Source organism: Nocardioides stalactiti (assembly GCF_014180715.1).
Classification (GTDB): domain Bacteria; phylum Actinomycetota; class Actinomycetes; order Propionibacteriales; family Nocardioidaceae; genus Nocardioides; species Nocardioides stalactiti.
Genome location: NZ_JACEFC010000071.1, coordinates 1 through 23,703, shown reverse-complemented (window position 1 = coordinate 23,703; position 23,703 = coordinate 1). Strand labels below are relative to the sequence as shown.

Sequence of the window (23,703 nt, the reverse complement as noted above, 5' to 3'; positions counted from 1 at the left end):
CCTCGAGCGGACCGCGCTGACCGTCGTCGTCACCTCCCGGATCGGTCTCGGGCTGCTCGCTGAGGCCGAGCTCCCGGTGCCCCCGTTGGCACTCCCGTCGGACGGGGCCTCGGTCGAGGAGATCGCCGCCGCACCGGCGGTCGCCATGTTCGTCGACCGCGCCGCCGCGGCCGCTCGCGCGGCCGGCCGCTCGTTCGCCCTCGCCGGCCACGAGGACGCCGTCGCGCGCCTGTGCCGGATGCTCGACGGGCTGCCGCTCGCCCTCGAGCTCGCCGCGGCGCGGGTCAAGCTGTTGGGCCTGGATCGGCTCCTCGCCGCCCTGCCCGAGGGGCTCGGCGTCCTGACCACCACCGCGGCCGACGTCCCGGAGCGGCACCGCGCCCTGGACCGGACGATCGAGTGGAGCTATCAACGCCTCGAGGACGAGGCCCGGGTGATGTGCGACCGGCTGGCGCTCTTCGAGGGCGGCTTCACCCTCGACGCCCTCGAGGCGGTGTGCCCCGACGTCCCCGACGTGCTGGACCTGGTCGCCGCGATCAGCGACGCCCGGCTCGTCACCGCCGTCGAGAGCCGGGTCGAGGTGCGGTTCGCGATGCTCGGGACGGTCCGCGCGTTCGCCCACCGCAACCTCCGTGGGCACGCCGACCTCGCGGACCGACGTCGCCGGCTCGCCGACCACCTGTCCGGCCAGGTGGCCGTGTGGTCGAAGGAGGTCGAGGGACCGGACGGCGTGCTGGCGCTCGGTCGGTTCGCCGACGAGGCGGCCGACGTCGAGGCGTCCATCGGGCGGGCGCTCGACGACGGCGACCTCGACCTGGCGACCCGCCTCATCCGCGGGTCGGCCGAGCTCTGGGTCGCCTCAGGCCGCCTGTCGACCGGGGGCGCGCTGGTCGCTCGTGCCCGCGACGTGGCGCCCGACTCCGCGGAGCTCCTGCTCGTCGCCGGGCAGCTCGCGTACCACCTCACCGAGTGGGAGGAGGCGCGCGACCTGTGCGCGCGGGCGCTGGAGCTCGCCGCCGATGCCGACGTCGACGACCCCGACAGCGCCGCGCTCCGGTCCGCCGCTGAGTGCTACGTCGCGGGCGCGCTGGCGATCCTCGGGGATCCCTCCGCGGCCACCACCCACGCCGAGCGAGCACTCGCCCTCGCCGAGGAGCACGACCTCTATCCGCAGGTGGCGGTCGCGCTCGCCATGAACGCGATCGTCTTCGGCGTCCAGGGGCAGTTCGACCAGGAGGCCGCGCTGCACCTGCGCCGGCTGGAGGTGGTCCGGAAGCACGGTGACGTCACCCGTATCGCCGACACGCTCAACACCCTCGCCGAGATCGCCCTCGACGAGGACGACGTCGACACCGCGGCGGCGTACGCCGTGGAGTCCCAGACGATGGCCGGGACCTCGCGGGTCCCCGAGGCCCGGGACGCCCGGATCACCCTGGCCCGGGCGCTCGTCGCCGGTGGCGACCTGGTGGGGGCGACGACGACGCTCCGCGAGGCTCTGGTGCTGGCGGACCGCACGCGGCAGCGGCTGGCGCGGGCCCAGTGCCTGCGGGTGGGCGGGGCCATCGCCACCCGAGCGGGCCGTCACGACGACGCGGTCCGTCTGTTCGCCGCGGCCGAGGCCACCTCGTCGTCACCCGGTGGTTCGGAGGAGCCGGTGGAGCGGGACCTCGCCGGCGCGCTGAGCTCGGCCCGCGACCTGCTCGGCGGCGCCGCCGCCACCCGCGCGTGGACCCTCGGCGGACTCGCGTCGGCCACCGCCGCGCGGGACTTGCTCGACGACGTGCTCGCGACCGCCGCGACCTGAGCGCACGCCGAAAGGAGCGGAGCCGCCCCCCACGGCGACTCCGCTCCCGTCCGGTGGGCCGAACCGGCCCGGTGGTCAGGCCCAGCTGAGCTGGATCCCGTAGAAGCCCAGCGAGCCGTAGCTCGAGTACACGCCCTCGCCGGGGCCGTCGACCTGGACGTAGTAGGTGCCCTGGCCCAGCGTCCGCGCCGGGGTGCTGACCTGGAGGTCACCGTTCGGCGACCAGGTGCCGACGACGTTGAGGTTGGCGTCGCGCAGCGTGATCCGCAGGTTGAGGTTGGTGTCGACCGGGCCGGTGTTGCCCCAGGCCGCGATCTTCAGGGTGCGGGTCCCGGTCAGGCTGAAGCGGAAGAGGTCGACGTCGCCGGAGTTGATGATCCCGTAGCGGGCGGTGCCGGCCGGCAGCGTGCCGGTGGAGCTGGTCGAGTTCGTGTAGTCGTCCGCCGCGTAGTAGACCTTCGCGGCGATCTTGGCGACGTCGTTCTCCTGATTGTTGGCACCGGCGTAGGAGCCGTTGCTCCACTGCGTGACCGGCTTGTAGTAGCTGAGGCCCATGATCGGCGCCCAGTTGCCGGAGCCCGGGTGGTAGGTCTGGCTCGCGTTGCCGTCGTGGCTGAGGCCCAGGGTGTGGCCGGCCTCGTGGCTCGACGCCTCGCCGACGTACTTGGCGGCACCGGAGGTGTTGGTGAACACGAACGCCGTCGTCTCGGTGCCGGAGCGGACCTCGCCGAACGTGTTGAGGTAGGCGACGCCACCGGCGTTGGGGTACCAGGCGTTGCTGGGGCTGATGACCATCCGGACGCCGTACGCGCCGTCGTCGGCGGAGGTGCGGCGCAGTCCGTCGAGGCCCGGGTCCTGGGTGGTGACGTCGATGTGGAACGGCGCGTAGTCCTCGCGGACCTGGAGCCACACAGCCTGGATGACCGCGTGCTCGCGGGTCGAGAACGAGCCGGGGTTGCCGTCGAGGTCGAACGGCGCCGACACGATCGCGCGGCCGCCGTTGAACTGGGAGTTCCACTGGGTGCCCGAGGTGGTGTTGCCGGTGAAGTCCAGGTAGAGCTTGTACGGCGAGCTCGGCCGGGAGTGCAGCGCGAACGTGTCCGCCGTCGGGTAGAGCGGGCTCTGGATGTTGTCGGTGATCGAGGACTGGCCGGTCTTGAGGGGCTCGTCGGCGAAGACCAGGGAGCCGTTGTCGGTCACCTTGAGGGTCTTGTCGTGGAGGAGGGTCTTGCGCAGCTTGTCGGCCGACAGCCCGTGCCGGTCGGCGACCTCGTCGAGCTGGTCTCCGAGCTCGTCGACGGCGACCCGCCCGGTGACGCTCTCGCCGCCCCGGGTGTCGACCGAGACGTCCTTCTTGGCAGGACCGTGGCCGGCCTCGGCAGAGGCGGGGGCGGCGACGTTGGTGGCCCCGGCGACCGCGGCAGCGGCGAGGGCGAGGGTGGCGAGCGAGCGGCGGACGGTGAGCTTGTTCATCGGGATCTCCTGGGCGTGGGGCCCGGTGTCCGGGCTGGTAGGAGGAGATTCCCGAGGAGCGCCTTCCAGGCGCTTACCGTGCGCTTACCGTGCCTCTCAGCGCCCCACCCAGCGGCTGGTGACGGTGGTCCGGACGACGAGGATCGCGTCGCCGCCGCTGTTCGGCACCTGACGGCTGCTGTCGGCGTGGTGGTTCCGGTCGACGCACGCACGCGCGGTGCCCGGAGGGGTGCCGTCGGACTCGCAGGAACGGATCCGGCGCCAAGGAGCCCCGGCGCCCCGCTGCCGGAAGACCTGGACGTCGGCCCACGTCCGACCGTCGAGCAGGCTGCCGTCGTACCGCAGCTCGATGCGCGCGGGGGTCAGCGGCGTCGCCTCGAGCTCGTCGGCGTGCACCAGGTAGGGGATGCCGAGGTCGCCGGGCCGCCGCAGGTCGGCGCGCGGCCGCACCTCGACGAGAGCACGTTGCGACTCGGGTTGCGACGACGGAGCCTCGAGCACGGCGGACTGGCGCTTGCCGCTCTTGCTGAGGGTCGTGAAGCGGCAGTCGCCGGAGTCGCGGCGGCACGGTCCGGAGCCGAGAAGGCTCCCGGCCGTCACCTCGGCGGGACGTCGTGATCCGTCGGTGATGATCACCTCGTCCTGCTCCTCGACCCAGACCTCGCCGTCGCCGCCGTACCGGGTGCTGATGACGGTGACGCCACGATCCGGACCGCCGCCCCGGAACTTGCGGATGATGCCGTGGTTGATGAGGGCCGGGCGCGGCTTGCCCTTGCCGATCACGTAGAAGTCGCCGTCGCCGTGGACGTTGACCTGGTGGCCGGCCCTGATGACGAGCCTGCTGCCCGCAGCCAGGCCGATGCCGGCGTCGCCCGGCACGAGCGCGCCGTCGATGATCAGGTCGTAGCCGCCGATGAGACGGAGTCCGCCGTAACCGTTCATCGCCGAGTGGTCGACGAGCTCGCCGCCGGTGGCGCAGGCCGCAGGTGGCAAGCCGTCGAAGAGCGCGCAAGGATCGCCGGCCAGCGCGGGTGCCGGATCGAGGACGGTGTCGCTGCTGAACGCCGTGGTGCCGAAGAGGCTGTTGGGCATCAGGTCGATCCGACCCGGCCCGCCGACGGCGCCGCCGAGCTCGAGATACCCGCGCACGGTCGAGGGTCGGGTCTCGGGGTCGCCGTAGACGAACAGGCCGGCACCCGCGGGGACGGTGAGCTGGGCGAAGAGCTCCATGTCGATCGCCTGCACCAGCGCGAGGTCGCCGGCCTCCATGTCGACGTCGAAGGCGCCGAGGCAGACGTAGGCGTCGTCCTGACCGTCGGGGCCTGGAGCCACATCGCCGCTCCAGTTGAGCGGGTCTGACCAGGAGGTCCCGTCGCCTCCTCCGTCGAACGCGTAGGTGGTCATCCCGGTCAGGGCACAGGCCCCGGGGTCGGGCGGCGGGTCGGCGGCCGCCGGACTGCCGTCGACCGATGCTGCAACGCCCAGTGCCGCGGCGAGTGCCGCGGCGACTGCGGTGTGACGCTTGATGTTCATGGATCCCCCTGAGGGTCGGATCGTAAGCGGCGCCGGTGGGCTGAGGGCGGGAACGGGTGATCCCGTCAGCTCTGGTAGACCCAGCCGGTGCCGAGGTTGGCGCGCGCGCTGCCGGCGTAGGCGTAGTAGGGGCTCTGGCCGTGGAAGCGGGTGCGGCCGACCCAGTAGTTGACCGACATCTGCAGCGGGTAGCTCTGCAGCCAGCCGGAGATGTTCCACGAGACGCAGCCGGAGTAGATGCCCTCCTGGCTGGCTACCCGGTTCCAGCGGCCGTTGGCCCAGTAGTCGAGGTTGATCGTGCGGTTGAACGCGCTGCCGTTGGTGTGCTTGAAGCAGCCCTGGACGTAGCTGGCGGCCGAGGCCGACTCCGGTGCGGCGATGTGGCTGCCGCCGAGCACGGCGAGGGAGAGGGCGAGGCCGGCGAGGAAGCGGCGGAGGATGTTGTTCATGGTGTGCTCCTGAGGTGGGGGCCTCGGTGTTCGGGGCCATGACCTGACTCTGGAGCTGCCCACTTAGCGCGGACTTACCGCCGGCTAGACGCGCCGGCTCAGAGGGAGATGTCGGCGCGCAGGTCGTCGTACGGCGGAGGCGGGCCGGCCGGGCGGGAGAACTGCTCGACGTACAGGCGGGCGTAGAGGCCGCCGGGGTCGGCGAGGAGCTCCTGGTGGGTGCCCTGCTCGACGATCCGGCCGCCGGCCAGTCCGAAGATGACGTCGGCGGACTGGATGGTCGAGAGGCGGTGGGCGATCGCGATGGTGGTCCGCGAGCGGGTCGCGCGCTCGAGGGCCTCCTGGACGAGGCGCTCGGTCTCGGTGTCGAGGGCCGAGGTCGCCTCGTCGAGGATGAGGATCGCCGGGTCCTTGAGGAGCACGCGGGCGATGGCAAGGCGCTGCTTCTCGCCGCCGGAGAGGCGGTAGCCGCGCTCGCCGGTGATCGTCTCGTAGCCCTCGGGGAAGCTCATGATCCGGTCGTGGATGTTGGCGTCGCGCGCGGCCTGCTCGATCCGATCAGCGGTCGCGTCCGGGCAGGCGTAGGCGATGTTGTCGCGGATCGTGCCGTGGAAGAGGTACGGCTCCTGGGTGACCATGCCGACGGCGTCGGCCAGCGAGGACAGGGTGAGGTCGCGGACGTCGTGGCCGTCGATGAGCACGGCACCCTCGGTGACGTCGAAGAAACGCGGCACCAGGTAGGTCGCGGTGGTCTTCCCGGACCCGGACGGACCGACGATGGCGGCGAACCGGCCCGGCTCGACCGTGATCGACACGTCCTCGAGGGCCCAGCCGGTCCCGGTCACGCGCTCCTCGTCCTCGCCGATCCGGACGCCGCTGTCGCCGAACCGGTCGTGGCGCACTGTCCCCGACAGCGCCCTCGGCTCGGGGTAGCGGAACCACACGCCGCGCAGCTCGACCCGCCCGCGCATGCTGTCGTGGTCGAGCGCCACGGCGCCGGGGCGCTCCGTGATCGCCGGCTCGAGGTCGAGGTACTCGAAGATCCGGCGGAAGAGCGCGAGCGAGGTCTGGACGTCGAGGCTCACCCGCATCAGCTGGAGGAGCGGCATCTGTAGCCGGCTCTGCAGCGTCGTGAAGGCGACCAGGGTGCCCGCCGTCAGGACGTCGGCACCGATGACCGAGGAACCCGTGATCACCCAGCCGGCGACCAGGTAGATGAGCGCCGGCGTGATCGCGAAGAAGGTCTGGACGACGGCGAAGAAGGTCCGGCCGGTCATCGCCTGCTCGACCTGGAGCCGGGTCTGGCGGCGGTTGGCCTCGCGGTAGCGGTCGACCTCGTGCTCGGACCGGTTGAACACCTTGGCCAGCAGGATCCCGGAGACGCTGAGCGCCTCCTCGGTGATCGCCGTCATCTCCGACAGCGACTCCTGGGTACGACGGGCCAGGCGCTGCCGCCGCCGACCGACCCGGAGCTGGAGCCACACGAAGAGCGGCATCAGCACCAGCGTGAGGATCGTGAGCTGCCACGACAGCACGATCATCGAGACCAGCGCCGCGGTCACGGTGACGGAGTTCTGGACGATCGTGGTCGCGGTGTCGGTCAGCACCGTGCGCACGCCCGCGACGTCGTTGGCCAACCGGCTCTGGATCGCGCCCGTCTTGGTGGCGGTGAAGAACGCGAGCTCCATCTTCTGGAGGTGCTCGAAGAGGTCGCCGCGCAGGTCGGCCATCGCGGAGTTCCCGACGGTCGACGTCAGCAGGTTCTGGCCGATCCCGATGAACGCCGTCACGACCGGGATGACGCACATCCCGGCGACCAGCCAGCCCAGCAGGCCGAGGTCGGGCGCACTGCCGTCGAGCGGGAACAGGGCGTCGTCGAAGACCGCCCGGACGAGGAAGGGGACGATCGAGGTGAGCGCGGCCGACGCGAGCACGGCCACCAGGACCAGCACGATCTGACGCCGGTAGGGGTGCAGCAGCACCGTCACGCGGGGGAGCACCGGCTCCTGCGAGCGCAGCTCGTCGGGCGAGAGGTGGGTGACGACGGGGCTCGGACGCATCACTGCCAGCCTGCGCCGTAGCGCCCCCGGTGCGCCACCTCGTTCCACGGGGTACGACGACGCCGGCTCGCCGAGCCGGTGGCGCCCGTGCTGCGTGGGGCCGGGTGCCCGATGGTGATCGCGCCGATCGGGTGCGGGTCGCCGTCGTCGGGCAGGCCGAGGGCCTGCCGCACCTCTCGCTCGCGTTCGGTGACGATGCCGAAGAAGCAGGCGCCGAGCCCGGCGTCGGTCACCGTCTGGAGGATGAGCAGGGAGGCCATCGCGGTGTCGAGGTCCCAGAACGGCATCGGCCACCGCTTCTCTGCGCGGTCGGTCCATCCCTTGTCGGACTCGGTGTAGCGGTCGAGGTAGGCCGCCTTGATGCTGCACGGGACGATCACGACCGGCGCCCGCATCATCCCGGCGAGCCAGCGGTCGGGGTCCTCGACGCGGTCGGTCGACGCCTCCCAGAAGCGGCGGGTGTCGGCCGGGGTGTCGAGCACGACGAACGTCCAGCCCTGGGAGAAGCCGGCGTTGGGGGCTCGGGTCGCGTGGTCGAGCGCCCGCTCGACGAGGCTCGGGTCCACCGGCTCGTCGGTGTAGCTGCGCACCATCCGGCGGCGTCGGACGACCTCGGAGAACTCCACGGGGCACTATCCCACCCGTCGCCGCCGATCCCGTCCGAGGCCCTCCCGGACCCTTCCGGGACCCCTCTCGGACCCCGTCTGAGGTAGCCGGGGCCGCTCCTCAGCCGCCAGTGGCGCCCCGAATAAGGCACTTGCCCGATGTGCGGGCCTACCTCAGACGACGAATCTCGGGGATGTCATCAAGAACCAGGAGAGACACCATGCATCCCTACATCATCCAGTCGGAGATGGAGTACCGCCGCGACAAGAACCGGAAGGCGATCGCGGCCCAGCGGGGCGGGCGCTCGCGCTCGTCGTGGCTGCGGCGGGTCGCCGCCGCCGAGAAGTCGATCTGAGCCGACCGCTCCGACCGGCTCCTCCGTGACCCCCACCGCGGCCCCCGTCCCGACGACCATCCAGACGCAGTCGGAAATGACCGCGCCCCTGTCGGCGCTGGGCACCATGATGGAGCCCGTGGCAGCGCACACCAGCCGCACCCTCGTCGGGCGCGACGCCGAGCTCGAGCAGCTCGCGGACCTCCTCGGCGTCGGGCAGCGGCGTGAGCGCCACGGCGTCGTGCTGCTCAGCGGCGACGCGGGCGTGGGGAAGACGCGGCTGCTCATGGAGCTGCGCGACCACGCCCAGGCCGAGGGCTGGCGGGTCATCGCGGGCCACTGTCTCGACTTCGGCGAGAGCGCCCTGCCCTACCTGCCGTTCAGCGAGCTGCTCGGCCGTTTCGACACCGAGCTCCCCGACGTCGTGGAGCGGATCTCCGCCGTGCACCCGGCGATCGGCCGCCTCCAGCCCGGCCGACGGGTCCGCTCCACCCCGGAGGCCCCGACCGAGGTCGAGCCGAGCGCCGACCGTGGCGAGCTGTTCGAGGCCGTCCACGCGCTGCTCGACGCCGCTGCCGAGGGTGCGCCGCTCCTTGTGGTCGTCGAGGACACCCACTGGGCCGACCAGTCGACCCGCGACCTGCTCGGCTTCCTGTTCACCCGTGCCTTCACCCACCCGGTCGCCCTGGTGGTGTCGTACCGCTCCGACGACCTGCACCGGCGCCACCCCCTGCGACGCCAGGTCGCGGAGTGGACCCGGCTCCAGACCGTCGACCGCCTCGCCCTCTCGCCGCTGCCCGACGACGCGGTCCGGGCGCTCATCGCCGAGCTGGCCCCCGAACGGCTCGGCGAGCGTGAGCTCGCGCAGATCATCGGCCGCGCCGAGGGCAACGCGTTCTTCGTCGAGGAGCTCGTGGCCTCCGGCGCCGGGGGCTGGGTGCCCGACGACCTCGCCGACCTGCTCCTCGTGCGCCTCGACCGGCTCTCCGACGAGGCCCGCCAGGTGGTGCGGATCGCCAGCGTCGCCGGCCGCAAGGTGACCCACAGCCTGCTCGAGGCTGCGGCCGGCCTGCCCGCCGCCGACCTCGACGCCGGCATCCGCCAGGCGGTCGAGATGAACGTCCTCGTCGCCGGCACCAAGACCTACTCCTTCCGCCACGCGCTCCTCGGCGAGGCCGTCTACGACGACCTGCTGCCGGGCGAACGGGTGCGCCTCCACGGCCAGTACGTCGCTGCCCTCGCTGCCGGCGCCGGGCGCGGGACCGCAGCCGAGATGGCGCGCCACGCGCGCCGGGCGATGGATCTCGACCGCGCGGTGACCGCGGGGATCGAGGCCGGCGCCGAGGCGATCTCCGTCGGTGGTCCCGACGAGGCGGCGCGCCACTACGACCACGCCCTCGAGCTGCTCGAGGACCCCGAGCGGGTCGCGCGTCTCGACCTCGACGTCACCAAGCTCGTCGTCCAGGCCGCCGACGCCCACAGTGCCGCCGGCGACAGCCAGCGGTCCGCGGCTCTGCTCGCCGAGCACCTCGAGCGGCTGCCCGCCGACGCCCCGGCCGTCGCCCGGGCCAGGCTCCTCAGCAGCTATGCGATGGCGCTGTGCATCATCGAGACCGAGGTCGACCCGCTCGCGGTCTCGCACGAGGCCGTCGGGCTCGCGCCGGTGGGGGAGAGCCCGTTGCGGGCGAAGGTGCTGGCGACCCACGCGCGGGTGCTCGCCGGGCAGGGTCTCGTCGAGGACGCCGAGAACGCCGCCACCGAGGCGCTCGCCCTCGCCGAGCGGCTCGCCATGCCGGTGCTCGCCTCCGAGGTCGTGACCACCTTGAGCAGCCTGCGGTTCAAGCGGGGCGAGGGCGAGGACTCCGCTGCGGTCCGGGCCGCCCTGGAGGACGCCGCCCAGCGCGCGGTCGCCGCCGGTGCCGTGTCCGCCGAGCTGCGCGCGCTGTTCCTCATCGGCCGCTCGCACCAGGAGGCCGCCGAGTGGGACCAGGCGGCTCACTGGTTCGCTGCCGCCGTCGAGCGCGGCCGGGCCGCCGGCCTGCCGTGGGCGCCGTACTCGATCGAGTCCCGGTGGCAGCTCGGCTGGGTCCGCTACGCCCAGGGTGACTGGGACGCGGCGCTCGAGCTGGTCGGGATCGCCGACGACGAGGGTGGTCCGCTGATCCCGCGCGCGATCATCGAGGCGATCCGGTTGGCGATCCTCTCCGCCCGTGGTGACGACGTCGCCAGCGCTCTCACGAGGTTGCGCAAGGTGTGGTCGGACGAGGGCGGCATCGCCGTGTTCTCGGCCGGCACCGAGATCGAGGCGGCCGCTCATCGCGGTGACGCGGCGGCCGCGATCGACGCCTACGACGACGTGGTCGCCGTGCTCTCCCGGATCTGGCACGAGCACTTCGCAGGCCGCGTGCGTCTCGCGGCCCAGACCATCGGTGCGATCGCCTGCGGGCTGACCGCGGCGAGCGCCGCCGAACGGGCGTCGCTCCTCGAGCGCGCCGCGCTGCTGCGCGCCGACGGCGACACCGTGGTGCAACGGTTCCTCGCGAGCAACGCGTCCTGGGGGCCCGAGGGACGGGCCTGGGCGCTCCGGCTCGGGGCCGAGCACCTCCGCGCCCGCTGGCTCGGCGGTGTCGACGTCCCCGAGCGCGAGGACCTGCTCGCTGCGTGGGAGGCCGCCGTCGCCGCGTTCGAGGACTTCGCCAGCGTGCCGGAGCTCGCCCGCGTCCGCACGACGTACGCCGGCATCCTGCGCGCGCTGGGGGAGACGACCGCGGCCCGGGAGCAGGGCGACCTCGCACGCGGCGCCGCCCACGGCCTCGGCGCGGTCGTGCTGCTCGAGGAGCTCCGTGCGGCCGGCAGCACCGCCCTCAGGGCCGCCCCGAGCGAGCCGCAGCGGCTCACCGCGCGCGAGCGGGAGATCCTGGCGCTGGTCGCCGAGGGACGCACCAACGGCGAGATCGGACGCCAGCTCTTCATCAGCACCAAGACGGTGAGCGTCCACGTCTCCAACATCCTCGGCAAGCTGGGCGCCGCCGGCCGTACCGAGGCCGCCGCCATCGCGCGGCGCGACAACCTCCTGCCCTGACGAACCCGCACACTTCGGTCGACGAACCCGCACTCTTCGGTCGACGAACCCGCACTCTTCGGTCGACGAACCCGCCCACTCCGGTCGACGAACCGTGCAGGTTGGGCGGCCGAACCGTGCAAGTTGGGCGGCCGAACCGTGCAAGTTCGTCGGGGGAAGCAGAAGATCCGACCCTGGTAGGAACCGGTTCCACTGCGATCGGCGTACGTTCGTGGTCGTGACCGCAGAGATCGCCGACGAGACCGGGGTCGACACGCGCCCCTTGACGATGAAGCGCTTCCAGGGCAGGTCCATCATCGGTGGCCAGCACCAGGAGCCGATCCGGCGCGGCGCGCTGCCGCCCGGCCCGCGCTGGCCGGCGTTGGTCCAGACCGTGGCGCTGATGAGGTTCCGGCACCAGTTCCACCCCTACCTGCACCGCAAGTACGGCGAGGCGTACACAGTCCGGCTGATCCCCGGCGGTCGTCCCCTCGTGCTCTTCACGCACCCGGACGTGACCAAGGAGATCTTCGCCGCGGACCCGGCGGTCTTCCACGCGGGCAAGGGCAATGCCGTGCTCGGGCCGATCATGGGACAGCACTCCCTGCTGCTGCAGGACGGCGCCGGGCACCACCGGGCCCGCAAGCTCGTGATGCCGGCGTTCCTCGGTCACGCGCTGCGGGGCTATCGGGCGATGGTGGCCGAGGTCGCCACCGACGCCGTCCAGGGCTGGGCGGACGGCGAGGAGATCGAGTCGCTGGACCGCATGAACGCGCTGACGCTCGAGGTGATCCTGCGGGTGGTGTTCGGCGTGACCGACGAGCAGCGGCTCGCCGAGCTGCGCCCGCGGGTGACGGCGACGGTCGACATCAACCCCGCGATCCTGCTCGGCTGGGCCTATCCCTGGTTGCAGCGCTTCGGCCCGTGGCGCCGCACGATCGAGAACCAGGTCGAGCTCGACCGCCTGATGTACGCCGAGATCCGCGAGCGCCGGGCCGCCACCGACCTGGCGGAGCGCAAGGACGTCCTCTCCCGGCTGATGACCGCGGGTGACCCGGATCTTCCCGGTGACCGGCTCGACGACACCGAGCTCCGCGACCAGCTGGTGACCCTGCTCCTCGCCGGCCACGAGACCACAGCCAGCGCGCTCTCCTGGGCGCTCTACGAGCTCGGCCGCGACGCCGACCTGCTCGCCCGCAGCCAGCAGGCGGCCGACGCCGGTGACCCCGAGGGACTGGCCTGGCTGGAGGCGGTGCTCAAGGAGTCGATGCGGCTGCACCCGATCATCCCGATGGTCGTGCGCACCCTGATGGAGCCGGCCACCGTCGGCGGTCTCGACCTCCCGAGGGGGACCACTGTCGGGCCGTCGATCCTGATGAGTCACCAGCAGGACCGCAACTTCCCCGAGCCCGAGGTGTTCCGCCCAGAGCGGTTCCTCCCCGAGCTCTCAGGGGCGGAGGCGCCGTCGCTCCACGTCTGGATCCCGTTCGGCGGCGGGGTCCGCCGCTGCATCGGTGCTGGCTTCTCGCTGATGGAGGGCGCCGAGGTGCTGCGCCAGGTCCTCACCCGGTACGACGTCGCAACCGTCGGGGACGACGTCCCCCGGGTCCGCAACATCACCAGCGTGCCGCGGCGGGGCGCGCGGATCCGGGTGCGCCGCCGGGGGTGACGCCTGCCCCGGTGCCGTGGGGTTGGTGCCCACGGCGACAATCGTCCCCGTGGTCGGTCTCCTGCTCTCGGTGACGTTCGCCTGCGGTCTCGTCGTCGCCGTCGCCCACGTCGTCAACCGCCGCTTCGTCGCGCCCGCGTACGACGTGGTCGCCAACCTGCTGGCGTTCTGCTGCGCCGTCGCCGCGTCGACCCTGCTCCACCACTGGGTCCCGGCCGGGCTGGCCGCGGTGGCTGTCGGCTGCTGGGTGGTCCTCGCGGTCCGTACGACGGGCGCGATCCGGTCCGGCCGGCCGCGCCATGGTCAGACGGAGCCGCCGGCGGCGGATCAGATGTCGAACGCGGCTCGCACCTGGTCCTCGGTGAGGCCGTAGTCGGCGAGGTCGTACTTGTGCGACGGGCGTGCCTTGCCGGTGCGGGACTCGGCGTCGATGCGGCCGACCTCGGCCCGTGCCGCGGCACTCCACTCGATACCGAACGCGTCGTAGATGCCCTCGACGGTGCCGACGGGGTCGGTCACGAAGCCCTTGTAGTCCACGTCGACGAACTGCGCCGGGTCGTAGTTCTTGCGCGCCGAGGTGAACGCCTGCCACGACCGCTCGAGCATGCCGAGCTGGGTGCTGCCGATCGTCTTGCCGACGAAGGTCGTCGACATGTCGGCGGTCGCCTCGGCCGAGAGCGAGCACGCCGAGGCGATGGAGGTGACGGGGTCACGCCGGGTGGTCACGATCAGCGCGTCGGGGTAGACCTTCATCAGGGCGTCGAGGGCGACCAGGTGGGACGGGTTCTTGAGGACCCAGCGCTTCTCCTGGTCGTGCAGCCCGACCAGCTGTAGGTTCTGCCGGTGCCGCTCGTAGGCGTCGGTCCAGTCCTGGCCGGCGAGCCACTCCGAGTAGCGCGGCACGTTGGCCAGCGACTCGTAGGAGATCGACTTCCCGGTCTGACGGAGGAGGCGCCAGCACTCCTCGGGTGAGGTCGCATCCATGTAGTGGATGCCCATGAACTCCGGGTTGGAGACGTGGTGTTGCTGGAAGGCGCCCTGCATCGCGTTGAAGATCGGGTCGGCCTCCCAGGTCTCGCGCGGCGGCCGCGGCTGCGGGAACTGCGTCAGCCAGAGCTCGAGGCCCTGGTGGCCGGGGTCGGCGCAGAGCAGCCGGTGCAGCGCCGTCGTCCCGGTCCGGGGGAGGCCGACCACGAAGATCGGCCGGTCGATCGCGACGTCCGCGTGCTCCGGGAACTCGGCGAACCGGGCCTCGGTCATCAGCCGGCCCACCAGCGCGCTCTTCACCTCCGAGCGGTGGAAGTAGTTGCCGATCGGGGTCAGCCCGGCCTCGGGCGAGGCCAGGTCGTCGACGAGGAGGCGGAGGCCCTCCTCGTGGGCGGTGCCGCCGAAGTCGCTGAGCCCGGTGGTCCGGATCGCGGCCTCGGCGATGTCGTCGTACGACCCGACGTCGGCGCGCTGGCGCGGCTCGCTCATCGCGCGTGGAACTCGCCGCAGTCGACGTTGAGCATCTGCCCGGTGACCGCCGACGCGAGGTCGCTCGCGAGGAACAGCGCCGCCTGGGCGACCTCCTCGGGAGAGGCGAGCCGCTTGAGGTCGGTCGGCGCGGCCTTCTCCTCGTAGACGTCCGCGTGGGTACGGCCGGTCTCGGAGGCGATCCAGTCGAAGTACGCCTTGTTGACGTCCTCGTAGATGTAGGACGGCGCGACGCTGTTGACCCGGATGCCGCGGGGACCGAGCTCGGTGGCGAGCGACGAGGCGAGGTGCTGGAGCGTGCCCTTGGAGAGCTTGTAGCCGGAGTACTCCGGCTGGCTGCTGTAGACCACGCAGGAGTTGAGCATGATGATCGAGCCCTTCGACTCGGCGAGGGCGTCGGCGAAGAGCGACGAGAGCCGCAGCGGTGCGAACACGTTGGTCTCGTTCGCTGCGCGGAGGCCGTCGAGCTCGAGGGTCGAGATCGGGTCCATCGGCGGGATGCCGAACGCGTTGTTGATGAGGCAGTCCACGCGGCCGAACTCGTCGAGCGACTTCTGGACGAGGGCCTGGCGGCTGTCCTCGTCGGTGATGTCGGTCGGGACGACGAGCGCGCGGCGGCCGTAGGAGCGCACGACCTCGGCCATCTTCTCGAGGCGCTTCTCGGTGCGGCTCACGAGCACCAGGTCGGCACCCATCTGCGCAGCCTGCTCGCCGAGGGAGCGGCCGAGGCCGGGCCCGACACCGGAGAGGACGACGACCTTGTCTTGCAGCAAAGGGATCACCGGGCAAGACTAGAACGTGTTCCAGTTTTGCGCCAGCAACCGGGAAAATTCGGAAGCGGGGTTGGCGCAGGTTCCTAGCATCGGAGCATGACGGAGTCGGTCTGGGACTACCCGCGTCCGCCGCGGCTCGAGCGGACCGCGGCGCTGCTCGAGGTGGAGCTCGGCGGCGTCGTCGTGGCCTCGACCACGGAGGGATGGCGTGTCCTCGAGACGAGCCACCCGCCGACCTACTACCTGCCTGCGACGGCGTTCGCTCCCGCCGTCCTTCGGCCGGCGGGCGGCTCGAGCTTCTGTGAGTGGAAGGGCGTCGCGTCGTACTTCGACCTCGTCACCGAGAGCCGCGTGGCGCGGGCGGCGGCGTGGACCTACGTCGACCCGGCGCCGGGCTTCGAGCCGATCGCCGGGGCGCTCGCGGTGATGGCCGGCCAGGTCGACGCCTGCCGGGTCGACGGTGAGACCGTGACCCCGCAACCGGGCGGCTTCTACGGCGGCTGGATCACCTCGAGCGTGACGGGACCGTTCAAGGGTGTCCCGGGGTCGATCGGCTGGTAGCCCCGCCCCTGCGTCGAGGGGAGTCGAGGGGAATAGTCCGCGCCGGATCGTGTTGCACCACCTCATGAGCAATCCTCGGATCACCCTCAACGACGGCTCGACCATCCCGCAGTTCGGTCTCGGTGTCTGGCAGGTCCCGGCGAAGGACACCGAGCGCGTCGTCTCCGACGCGTTCGAGGTCGGCTACCGCCACATCGACACCGCCCAGATGTATGGCAACGAGGAGGGCGTCGGGGCCGCCATCGCGGCGTCCGGGCTGGCTCGCAACGAGGTCTACGTGACCACCAAGCTCAACAACAACCGGCACGAGAGGGCGCAGGCCAAGGAGTCCCTCCGGGTCTCGCTCGACAAGCTCGGCCTCGAGAAGGTCGACCTGTTCCTCATCCACTGGCCACTGCCGACCCAGTACGGCGGCGACTTCGTGTCGACCTGGGAGACGCTCATCGAGCTCCGCGACGCGGGCCTGACCACCTCGGTCGGCGTGTCCAACTTCCAGCCCGACCACCTCGACCTGGTCGTCGAGAAGACCGGCGTCGTGCCGGCGGTCAACCAGGTCGAGGTCCACCCGTACTTCGCCAACGAGGCGACCCGTGCCGCCACCGTGCGGCACGGCGCGCTCGTGGAGGCCTGGTCGCCCCTCGGCCAGGGCGGCGGCGAGCTGTCCGACCCGGTGGTGACCGCGCTCGCCGAGCGCTACGGCAAGACGCGGGCCCAGGTGCTGCTGCGCTGGGCGATCGACCGCGGTGACGTCGTCTTCCCGAAGTCGACCCGCAAGGAGCGACTGGCGGAGAACATCGACGTCTTCGACTTCGCCCTCACCGCTGACGACGTTGCGGCCCTCGCGGGACTCGACAAGGGTGAGGCCGGGCGCCAGGGGCCGAACCCGGACGTCTTCGACTGGATCCCTTGAGGCGTGGCCGACCGGCCCGCGACCAGCTCGGTGGAGGTCAAGCGGCCGGCGGGATGAGGTGTTGCTTGACCAGCTTCATGTCGTCCTCGAGCGCCGCGACCCGGCGCTCGAGGACGCCGAACCGGATGACCGCCGTCGCTCCCTGGTGGTCGAAGCGCTCCTTCATGACGTCGTCGGCGACGTCGAACCGGCTGTAGACCTCGTCGAAACGTCGGCCCGTCTCGCTCCGGGCCTCGTCGAAACGTCGGCTCGTCTCGTTTCGGGCCTCGTCGAAGCGTCGGTCGACCTCGTCGAAGCGTCGGTCGACCTCGTCGAACCTCGCATCGATGCGTCCACCGAACTGGCGCAGCACCACCACGAGCACGCCGATCATGACCGCGACCTGCGTCCAGAGCTGTGGGTCCTTCACCACCGTCACCCCCGAGTATGCGTCAGTGGAGCTCATTGTTCCATTGCGAAGCGAGGGTGCAAAGGTCGTTCGGGACGGCTGTGGAGAACGAGCCTCAGCTGATCATCCGGCGGGCGACCGCCCGCTGACGGGCGGCGATGCGGGCGCCGTACTGCTCGTCCGTCAGGGCGGTCGCTGACGGCAGCAGGGACGGTACGTCGGCCAGCTTGACCACCTGGACGGTCGGGCCGTCGGCCTCGGAGAGGTCGCGCTCGAGCCGCTGCCAGCGCAGCATGATCGGACCGGTCGGGTGGCCGGTCGTCTCGAGCCAGTTCGCGGTCGGCGCGCCGTCGATCGGCGGTCGTTCGGAGATGATGAACCGCATCACGCCGTCGTCGTCGGCCACCGCCTGCGCCTTGGTGAGCGAGGTCTGGTGGGTCTCGTAGTCGGTGGAGGCGTACCAGTCCGAGCCGATCTGGATGGCCTGGTAGGCGCAGTCGTCGCAGCGCGGGACCGAGACGATCATCGCCTCGTCCTCGGCGAGCTCGTAGTGGCCGATCGAGGAGAACTGCGAGGCCAGCCCGCCCGGGGTCGACTTCGGGACGGTCAGGGTGTTGACCGGCTCCTTGTACTGGAAGAACTGGGGGAACGCGAACCACGTCTGGATGGAGCCGACGAGCGAGCGTGCGGCGACGTCGTACTTCTTCGCGATCAGCTCGCGGGTGAGCGGCTTGCGTGCCCGGCCGCGGGTGTCGGGACGCTCGATGGTGAGGGTGCCGCGCTCCTCGTTGTCCCAGTCGTTGAAGACCTCGCGCACGATCAGCGTCTTGGCGCCGGGCTCCGCGGTGTAGCGGAACTCGAACGTCCCGTCCTCGGCGATGTCGAGCTCGCGGTCGTCGAACGCCAGCATGCTGGTGGCGGCCGACGTGGCCGTGTAGGCCCCGCCCATCACCTGGAACGAGAGGTCGGCCGAGGTGCCGCGGCGTCCGCGGATGACGTACTCGACGCCCTCGCGCAGGTAGGCGTTGAGATAGATGGCGTCCGGGTTGTCGAGGCCCTGCTTGGAGAACTGGTGGGTCGGGTTGACGAACAGCGGCTGGTCGAGGTCGTAGTCGAACGCGTTCTGCATCGCCATCCGGATCCGGCCCGACAGGTAGTCGTAGCCCTCGATCCGGTCCGCCTCGGACTTGATGAACGGCGCGTTGGCGATCAGCTCCTCGGCCTCGGCGATCGCGTCCGAGAGTGCCTTCGTGACACCGTAGGACTCGCTCATCCGTTGACCTTGGCGATGATGCTCTCGGCGTACTGCTCGAGGTGCTTGACCTTGGTCTCCAGCGGCTCGGTGTCGGGGCCCTTGATGTAGGGCACCCGGAAGCCGACGATGCAGTCGGTGACGCCCTTCTCCTCGAGCCGCTTCACGCCGTCGACGGTGTAGGCGTCGTAGGAGATCACGTGCACCTCGAAGTTCTCGCGGGTGTCGCCCTCCTCCTTGCGGATCTCGGCGAGCCGGGCGAGCAGCCGGTCGAGCTCCTCGCCGTCGCCGCCGGCGTGCATCCAGCCGTCGCCCTTGACCACGGCACGGCGCAGCGCGGCGTCCGAGTGTCCGCCCACGAGCAGCGGGATCGGCTCGGTCGGGGCCGGGCACTGCATGAGCGGCTCGAAGTCGTAGAACTCGCCGGAGAAGCCGAAGAACTCACCCGAGGTGAGGCCGCGCAGGATGTCCATCGACTCGTCCATGCGCTTGCCGCGTCGTGCCCACGGCACGTCGAGCGCGGCGAAGTCCTCGGGCCAGGGTGACAGCCCGACGCCCAGGCCCAGGCGGTTGTTGGACAGGAACGCCAGCGACGACGCCTGCTTGGCGACGAGGACCGGCGGACGGATCGGCAGCTTGAGCACGAACGGCGTCAGTCGGAGCGTCTCGGTCACCGCGAAGAGGTGGGCGCACAGGATGAACGTCTCGATGAACTCCTTGCCGAGCAGGAACTCCCGGTCCCCGGTGTCGGTGTAGGGGTACTTCGAGTCGGACTCCTGGGGATAGATCAGGCTGTCCGCGATCGTCATCGAGGTGTAGCCCGCCGCCTCGCAGGCCTGGGCGAGCGGGGCGTAGTAGGTGGCCTGGGTCATGCCCTCGGCGAAGGAGAAGCGCATGGCGACAGACTAGAACGTGTTCTAGATTTGTGCCAGAGTGAGGACGTGCCTGCCACCAAGGAACGCCCCGAGGGCCTCGACAAGCCGATCGTCGGCAAGATCATCAAGTACGGCGCCCGCCTGCACGTGCCGGTGTTCCGGCTGACCAACGGACGGATCGGCAGCAAGTGGCGGATCGGTGCGGGCTGGAAGAAGCCGGTCCCGACGCTCCTTCTCGACCACGTCGGCCGCAAGAGCGGCAGGCGGTTCACGACGCCGCTGCTCTACCTCGCCGACGGGCCGCGGGTCGTGATCGTCGCCTCCCAGGGCGGTCTGCCGAAGAACCCCCAGTGGTTCCACAACCTGGTCGCGAACCCCGACACCGTCATCGCCCTGCGCGGTGAGCGCCGGCGCGAGGTCCGGGCGCGCGTCGCCGATGCAGCCGAGCGCGCCGCGCTGTGGCCGCGCCTCGTCGACCTGTACGCCGACTTCGACAACTACCAGGCCTGGACCGACCGGGAGATCCCGGTCGTCGTCCTCGACCCGCGCTGAGAGGCTGCTCACATGGATCTGGCTGAGCTCATCGACCGCACGGAGATCAACGATGCGTTGATCCGCTACACGATCGCCATCGACACCGGTGAGTTCGACCGGCTCGACACGGTCTTCACCCCGGACGCCCAGATCGACTACAGCGAGAGCGGTGGGCTGGTCGGCGCGTTCCCGGACGTGAAGCCGTGGCTGGCCGAGAACCTTCCGGCGTTCTCGAAGAAGCGGATGCACACGCTCGGGCAGGTCGGCATCACCTTCGCCAACACCAAGGACGAGGCCCGGGTGACGGCGTACTTCGACAACCCGATGGTCATCAGCGACGGCGCCGGCGGCGAGCGCGTCGTCGAGGTCGGTGGGCTCTACCACCACACGTTCGTGCGCACCGAGGACGGATGGCGGTCGCGCCGGCTCCACGAGCAGGTCGTCTGGACCCGAGGTTTCTGACATTTGGACCCGGTTGGACCGGTCCGTGAGAATGGCGCAGTGAACGAGCAGCGCGACAAGACACTCAACCCGGTCCTCGCGGGCCTGGTCGCGCTCGTCGCCGTCTCGATCACCGTCGGGTTGGTGCTCGGCGGGGTCGCGCTCGCCGGGAGCCGGATCGTCGGCCTGGGAGGCGACTCGACCAACGCAGCGGACTCGACCGTCAAGGAGTCCGCCGTGATCCCGAAGCCGTCCCGGACGGCGGTGGAAGGTCCGCAGGTCACGCTCGGCACCGAGTCCACCGACGTCGACGCCACGACGTCGGAGGAGACCGAGCCGACCGACGTCGAGACCGAGAAGCCGGACCGGGCCATCAGCCTGCAGGTGGGCCAGACGGCCGTCGGCAACTTCGAGCGGATCGACCTCTCGGGCGTCTATCCCGGCGGCGAGGGCGCGATCCTCCAGGTGCAGCGGTTCGAGGGCGGCCAGTGGGTCGACTTCAACGCCACCCTCTCGGTCAGCAACGAGACCTTCAACACCTACGTCCAGTCCGCGCAGGTCGGCGTCAACAAGTTCCGCGTGGTCGACAGCGGGTCGGGCAAGACGTCCAACCCGGTCACCGTTCGCGTCGGCTGACGGCCACCCGCCCGCCACTCGCCCGCCGCGCACCCCGCGCGGGCCGCGCTCGAGCGCCGGCGATCCGATCCCGGGGGAACAACCCCGGTGGCGACGCCGTTGGACGATGTGTCAGACTTGAGTCAACTCGGCTCAACTTACTTGCCGGACCTCCTGGTCCGGGTCACGAACCAAGCACCACGGAGGAGCAACACCATGGCACGTGCTGTCGGCATCGACCTGGGGACGACCAACAGCGTCGTCTCGGTCCTGGAGGGCGGCGAGCCCACCGTCATCGCCAACGCGGAGGGTGCGCGGACGACCCCCTCGGTCGTGGCGTTCGCCAAGAACGGCGAGGTCCTGGTCGGCGAGGTCGCCAAGCGTCAGGCGGTCACCAACGTCGACCGCACCATCCGCTCGGTCAAGCGCCACATGGGTGAGTCGTGGAAGACCGACGACATCGACGGCAAGACCTTCACCCCCCAGCAGATCAGCGCCTTCATCCTGCAGAAGCTCAAGCGCGACGCGGAGGCCTACCTCGGCGAGACCGTGACCGACGCGGTGATCACCGTCCCGGCGTACTTCTCCGACGCGCAGCGCCAGGCCACCAAGGAGGCCGGCGAGATCGCGGGCCTGAAGGTGCAGCGGATCGTCAACGAGCCCACCGCGGCCGCGCTGGCCTACGGACTCGACAAGGGTGAGGACCAGACCATCCTCGTGTTCGACCTCGGAGGCGGCACGTTCGACGTGTCCCTGCTGGAGATCGGCGAGGGTGTCGTCGAGGTCAAGGCCACCAGCGGTGACAACCACCTCGGCGGCGACGACTGGGACAACCGGGTCGTCGAGTGGATGGTCAAGAAGTTCAAGGACAACAACGGCGTCGACCTCTCCGCCGACAAGATCGCCGCGCAGCGCCTCCAGGAGGCCGCGGAGAAGGCGAAGATCGAGCTGTCGTCCTCGAGCGAGACCACGATCCACCTGCCCTACATCACCCACGGCGAGAACGGCCCGCTGCACTTCGAGGAGCGGATCACGCGCTCGGAGTTCCAGAAGCTGACGGCTGACCTGCTCGACCGGACCAAGACGCCGTTCCAGTCGGTCCTCAAGGACGCCGGCGTGCCGGTGTCGCAGATCGACCACGTCGTGCTCGTCGGCGGCTCCACCCGGATGCCCGCTGTCACCGAGGTCGTCAAGGAGCTGCTCGGCGGCAAGGAGCCCAACAAGGGCGTCAACCCGGACGAGGTCGTCGCCGTCGGCGCCGCGCTCCAGGCCGGTGTCCTCGCCGGTGAGGTCAAGGACGTGCTGCTCCTCGACGTCACCCCGCTCAGCCTCGGCATCGAGACCAAGGGCGGCGTGATGACCACGCTCATCGAGCGCAACACGACCATCCCGACCAAGCGCAGCGAGATCTTCACGACCGCTGACGACAACCAGCCGTCGGTCGAGATCAAGGTCGCCCAGGGCGAGCGTCAGATGTGGGCCCAGAACCAGCCGCTCGGCAACTTCGAGCTGACCGGCCTGCCGCCGGCCCCCCGCGGGGTCCCGAAGATCGAGGTCACCTTCGACATCGACGCCAACGGCATCGTCCACGTCGCGGCCAAGGACCAGGCGTCCGGTCGCGAGCAGTCGATGACGATCTCCGGCGGCAGCGCGCTGTCGAAGGACGAGATCGACCGGATGGTGCGCGAGGCCGAGCAGTACGCCGAGGAGGACGCCCAGCGTCGCGCCGCGGTCGAGGTGCGCAACCAGGGCGACCAGCTCGTCTACACGACCGAGAAGTTCCTCGCCGACAACGGCGACAAGATCCCGGAGGACGTGCAGACCGAGGTCAACGGCGACCTGGAGGAGCTCAAGAAGGTCCTCGAGAACGCCGAGGCGAGCGTCGACGAGCTGACCGCCGCGATCAACAAGCTCGGTGAGTCCAGCCAGAAGATGGGCGCCGCGATGTACGCCGCCGCCGAGGCGGACGCCGCCGCGGCCGGTGGCAGCACGGGCGCGACCGGAGAGGCGGACGACGACGTCGTCGAGGCCGAGATCGTCGACGAGGTCGCCGATGAGGACGAGTCCAAGTGACCGACCCCAACCCCGACCACGGGGTCACCCCGGAGGGGGAGCCGCAGGAGACTGCGGCTCCCTCGCCGGAGGGCGCTCCCGAGGTCGCTGACGTCGCGGCCGCCGGAGGCTTCGGCGAGGCGGCGGCCGAGATGGCGCCCGAGTCCGAGGTCGAGGTGAGTCCCGATGCCGACGAGCTCGTCGTCACCCGGATCGCGCTCGAGGAGCGCACCCTCGACCTCCAGCGCCTCCAGGCTGAGTACCTCAACTACAAGCGCCGGGTCGACCGCGACCGCGACCTCGTGCGGGAGAACGCGACCTATGCCGCGCTCGCGCCGATCATCGACGTGCTCGACAACATCGACCGGGCTCGTGAGCACGAGCCGCTCGAGGGCGGGTTCAAGGCCGTCGCCGAGCAGCTCGAGCGGGTCGTCACCGGCCTCGGCCTGGTGAAGTTCGGCGAGCCGGGCGAGGCGTTCGACCCCACCACCCACGAGGCGCTGTCGCACATCGGCACCGACCCCGAGGTCGAGGTGACGACGTGCAAGGTCGTGGCCAAGGCGGGCTACAAGATCGGGGACCGGGTCGTGCGTGCGGCGCAGGTCCTCGTGGTCGACCCGCAGGACTGAGTGAGGGAGGTGGTGTGCGATGAGTGACAACGGCATCCGGTCCGACTGGGCCTCCAAGGACTTCTACGCCGAGCTCGGCGTCGCCAGGTCGGCGACTGCCGACGAGATCAAGAAGGCCTACCGCAAGCTCGCGCGCGCCAACCACCCCGACTCGCACCCCGACGACACCGCGAAGCACGAGAAGTTCAAGAAGGTCGCCGAGGCCTAC

At 70.9% G+C, this 23,703-nt stretch carries 23 protein-coding genes; 13 read left to right on the top strand and 10 right to left on the bottom strand.

The genetic code is table 11. The annotated features are described in order from the left end of the window. Window positions 1–1,804: ATP-binding protein (locus H0487_RS14425; protein ID WP_246383594.1), on the top strand; the 1,804-nt coding region annotated here is incomplete at its 5' end. Between the two features lie 75 nt (window positions 1,805–1,879). Here the strand turns inward: H0487_RS14425 and H0487_RS14420 are convergent. The 5 genes from H0487_RS14420 to H0487_RS14400 all read right to left on the bottom strand — a co-directional run bounded on the left by H0487_RS14420 (window position 1,880) and on the right by H0487_RS14400 (window position 7,945). Beyond that, a complete protein-coding gene (locus tag H0487_RS14420; protein WP_183094926.1) occupies window positions 1,880–3,277 on the bottom strand; it encodes a pre-peptidase C-terminal domain-containing protein in 1,398 nt (465 codons plus the stop codon). Between the two features lie 96 nt (window positions 3,278–3,373). After that, on the bottom strand, window positions 3,374–4,810 hold the full coding sequence (locus tag H0487_RS14415; protein WP_183094925.1) for a hypothetical protein: 1,437 nt from the start codon (window positions 4,808–4,810) through the stop codon (window positions 3,374–3,376). Window positions 4,811–4,875: 65 nt separating this feature from the next. Further along, a complete protein-coding gene (locus H0487_RS14410) occupies window positions 4,876–5,259 on the bottom strand; it encodes a hypothetical protein (protein ID WP_183094924.1) in 384 nt (127 codons plus the stop codon). Between the two features lie 98 nt (window positions 5,260–5,357). After that, complete coding sequence (locus H0487_RS14405) at window positions 5,358–7,319, bottom strand: ABC transporter ATP-binding protein (RefSeq protein WP_183094923.1); 1,962 nt, start codon at window positions 7,317–7,319, stop codon at window positions 5,358–5,360. Next, window positions 7,319–7,945: a nitroreductase family protein gene (locus H0487_RS14400; protein WP_183094922.1), complete on the bottom strand. Its 627-nt coding sequence runs from the start codon at window positions 7,943–7,945 to the stop codon at window positions 7,319–7,321. The genes H0487_RS14405 and H0487_RS14400 overlap by 1 nt, the downstream gene beginning before the upstream one ends. Before the next feature lie 200 nt (window positions 7,946–8,145). Here H0487_RS14400 and H0487_RS23915 point away from each other — a divergent pair, with 200 nt between their 5' ends. The 4 genes from H0487_RS23915 (at window position 8,146) to H0487_RS14385 (ending at window position 13,362) form a co-directional block, all read left to right on the top strand. Further along, window positions 8,146–8,280: a hypothetical protein gene (locus tag H0487_RS23915; protein WP_281370697.1), complete on the top strand. Its 135-nt coding sequence runs from the start codon at window positions 8,146–8,148 to the stop codon at window positions 8,278–8,280. A gap of 76 nt (window positions 8,281–8,356) precedes the next feature. Then, window positions 8,357–11,341 (top strand): helix-turn-helix transcriptional regulator, encoded by a 2,985-nt coding sequence (locus H0487_RS14395; RefSeq protein WP_183094921.1) that lies wholly within the window; start codon window positions 8,357–8,359, stop codon window positions 11,339–11,341. 217 nt (window positions 11,342–11,558) lie between these two features. Then, a complete protein-coding gene (locus H0487_RS14390) occupies window positions 11,559–12,989 on the top strand; it encodes a cytochrome P450 (RefSeq protein WP_312855952.1) in 1,431 nt (476 codons plus the stop codon). 25 nt (window positions 12,990–13,014) lie between these two features. After that, the gene (locus H0487_RS14385) at window positions 13,015–13,362 is read left to right on the top strand and encodes a hypothetical protein (protein WP_220793418.1); all 348 of its coding nucleotides are present in this window, start codon (window positions 13,015–13,017) and stop codon (window positions 13,360–13,362) included. Here the strand turns inward: H0487_RS14385 and H0487_RS14380 are convergent. Continuing rightward, window positions 13,317–14,465, bottom strand: coding sequence for a sulfotransferase family protein (locus tag H0487_RS14380; protein ID WP_183094920.1), 1,149 nt, complete (start codon window positions 14,463–14,465; stop codon window positions 13,317–13,319). The genes H0487_RS14385 and H0487_RS14380 overlap by 46 nt on opposite strands. After that, window positions 14,462–15,247: an SDR family oxidoreductase gene (locus H0487_RS14375; protein ID WP_312855951.1), complete on the bottom strand. Its 786-nt coding sequence runs from the start codon at window positions 15,245–15,247 to the stop codon at window positions 14,462–14,464. Before H0487_RS14375 ends, H0487_RS14380 begins: the two co-directional genes overlap by 4 nt. 87 nt (window positions 15,248–15,334) lie before the next feature. On the opposite strand from H0487_RS14375, the gene H0487_RS14370 reads away from it, so the two are divergent. Together H0487_RS14370 and H0487_RS14365 are read left to right on the top strand one after the other, a co-directional pair. Then, window positions 15,335–15,799, top strand: coding sequence for a DUF427 domain-containing protein (locus tag H0487_RS14370; RefSeq protein WP_183094919.1), 465 nt, complete (start codon window positions 15,335–15,337; stop codon window positions 15,797–15,799). A gap of 64 nt (window positions 15,800–15,863) precedes the next feature. Further along, window positions 15,864–16,709: an aldo/keto reductase gene (locus H0487_RS14365; protein ID WP_183094918.1), complete on the top strand. Its 846-nt coding sequence runs from the start codon at window positions 15,864–15,866 to the stop codon at window positions 16,707–16,709. Between the two features lie 37 nt (window positions 16,710–16,746). Here H0487_RS14365 and H0487_RS14360 read toward each other — a convergent pair whose 3' ends face one another. From H0487_RS14360 to H0487_RS14350, 3 genes are read right to left on the bottom strand one after another with little or no spacing between them, the layout of a single operon-like run. Next, complete coding sequence (locus tag H0487_RS14360) at window positions 16,747–17,154, bottom strand: hypothetical protein (protein ID WP_183094917.1); 408 nt, start codon at window positions 17,152–17,154, stop codon at window positions 16,747–16,749. 58 nt (window positions 17,155–17,212) lie between these two features. Further along, window positions 17,213–18,370 (bottom strand): hypothetical protein, encoded by a 1,158-nt coding sequence (locus tag H0487_RS14355; RefSeq protein ID WP_183094916.1) that lies wholly within the window; start codon window positions 18,368–18,370, stop codon window positions 17,213–17,215. Then, complete coding sequence (locus H0487_RS14350) at window positions 18,367–19,245, bottom strand: TIGR03619 family F420-dependent LLM class oxidoreductase (protein ID WP_183094915.1); 879 nt, start codon at window positions 19,243–19,245, stop codon at window positions 18,367–18,369. The genes H0487_RS14355 and H0487_RS14350 overlap by 4 nt, the downstream gene beginning before the upstream one ends. 45 nt (window positions 19,246–19,290) lie before the next feature. On the opposite strand from H0487_RS14350, the gene H0487_RS14345 reads away from it, so the two are divergent. From H0487_RS14345 to H0487_RS14320, 6 genes are all read left to right on the top strand, one after another. Beyond that, window positions 19,291–19,776 (top strand): nitroreductase/quinone reductase family protein, encoded by a 486-nt coding sequence (locus tag H0487_RS14345; protein WP_183094914.1) that lies wholly within the window; start codon window positions 19,291–19,293, stop codon window positions 19,774–19,776. 12 nt (window positions 19,777–19,788) lie between these two features. Then, window positions 19,789–20,220 (top strand): nuclear transport factor 2 family protein, encoded by a 432-nt coding sequence (locus H0487_RS14340; protein WP_183094913.1) that lies wholly within the window; start codon window positions 19,789–19,791, stop codon window positions 20,218–20,220. A 39-nt stretch (window positions 20,221–20,259) separates the two neighbouring features. Further along, window positions 20,260–20,835: a hypothetical protein gene (locus H0487_RS14335; RefSeq protein WP_183094912.1), complete on the top strand. Its 576-nt coding sequence runs from the start codon at window positions 20,260–20,262 to the stop codon at window positions 20,833–20,835. A 195-nt stretch (window positions 20,836–21,030) separates the two neighbouring features. Beyond that, window positions 21,031–22,887 (top strand): molecular chaperone DnaK, encoded by a 1,857-nt coding sequence (gene dnaK / locus H0487_RS14330; protein ID WP_183094911.1) that lies wholly within the window; start codon window positions 21,031–21,033, stop codon window positions 22,885–22,887. Then, window positions 22,884–23,495, top strand: coding sequence for a nucleotide exchange factor GrpE (gene grpE / locus H0487_RS14325; RefSeq protein WP_312855950.1), 612 nt, complete (start codon window positions 22,884–22,886; stop codon window positions 23,493–23,495). Before dnaK ends, grpE begins: the two co-directional genes overlap by 4 nt. A 19-nt stretch (window positions 23,496–23,514) precedes the next feature. Next, on the top strand, window positions 23,515–23,703 hold a 189-nt coding region (locus H0487_RS14320; protein WP_183094910.1), incomplete at its 3' end, for a DnaJ domain-containing protein.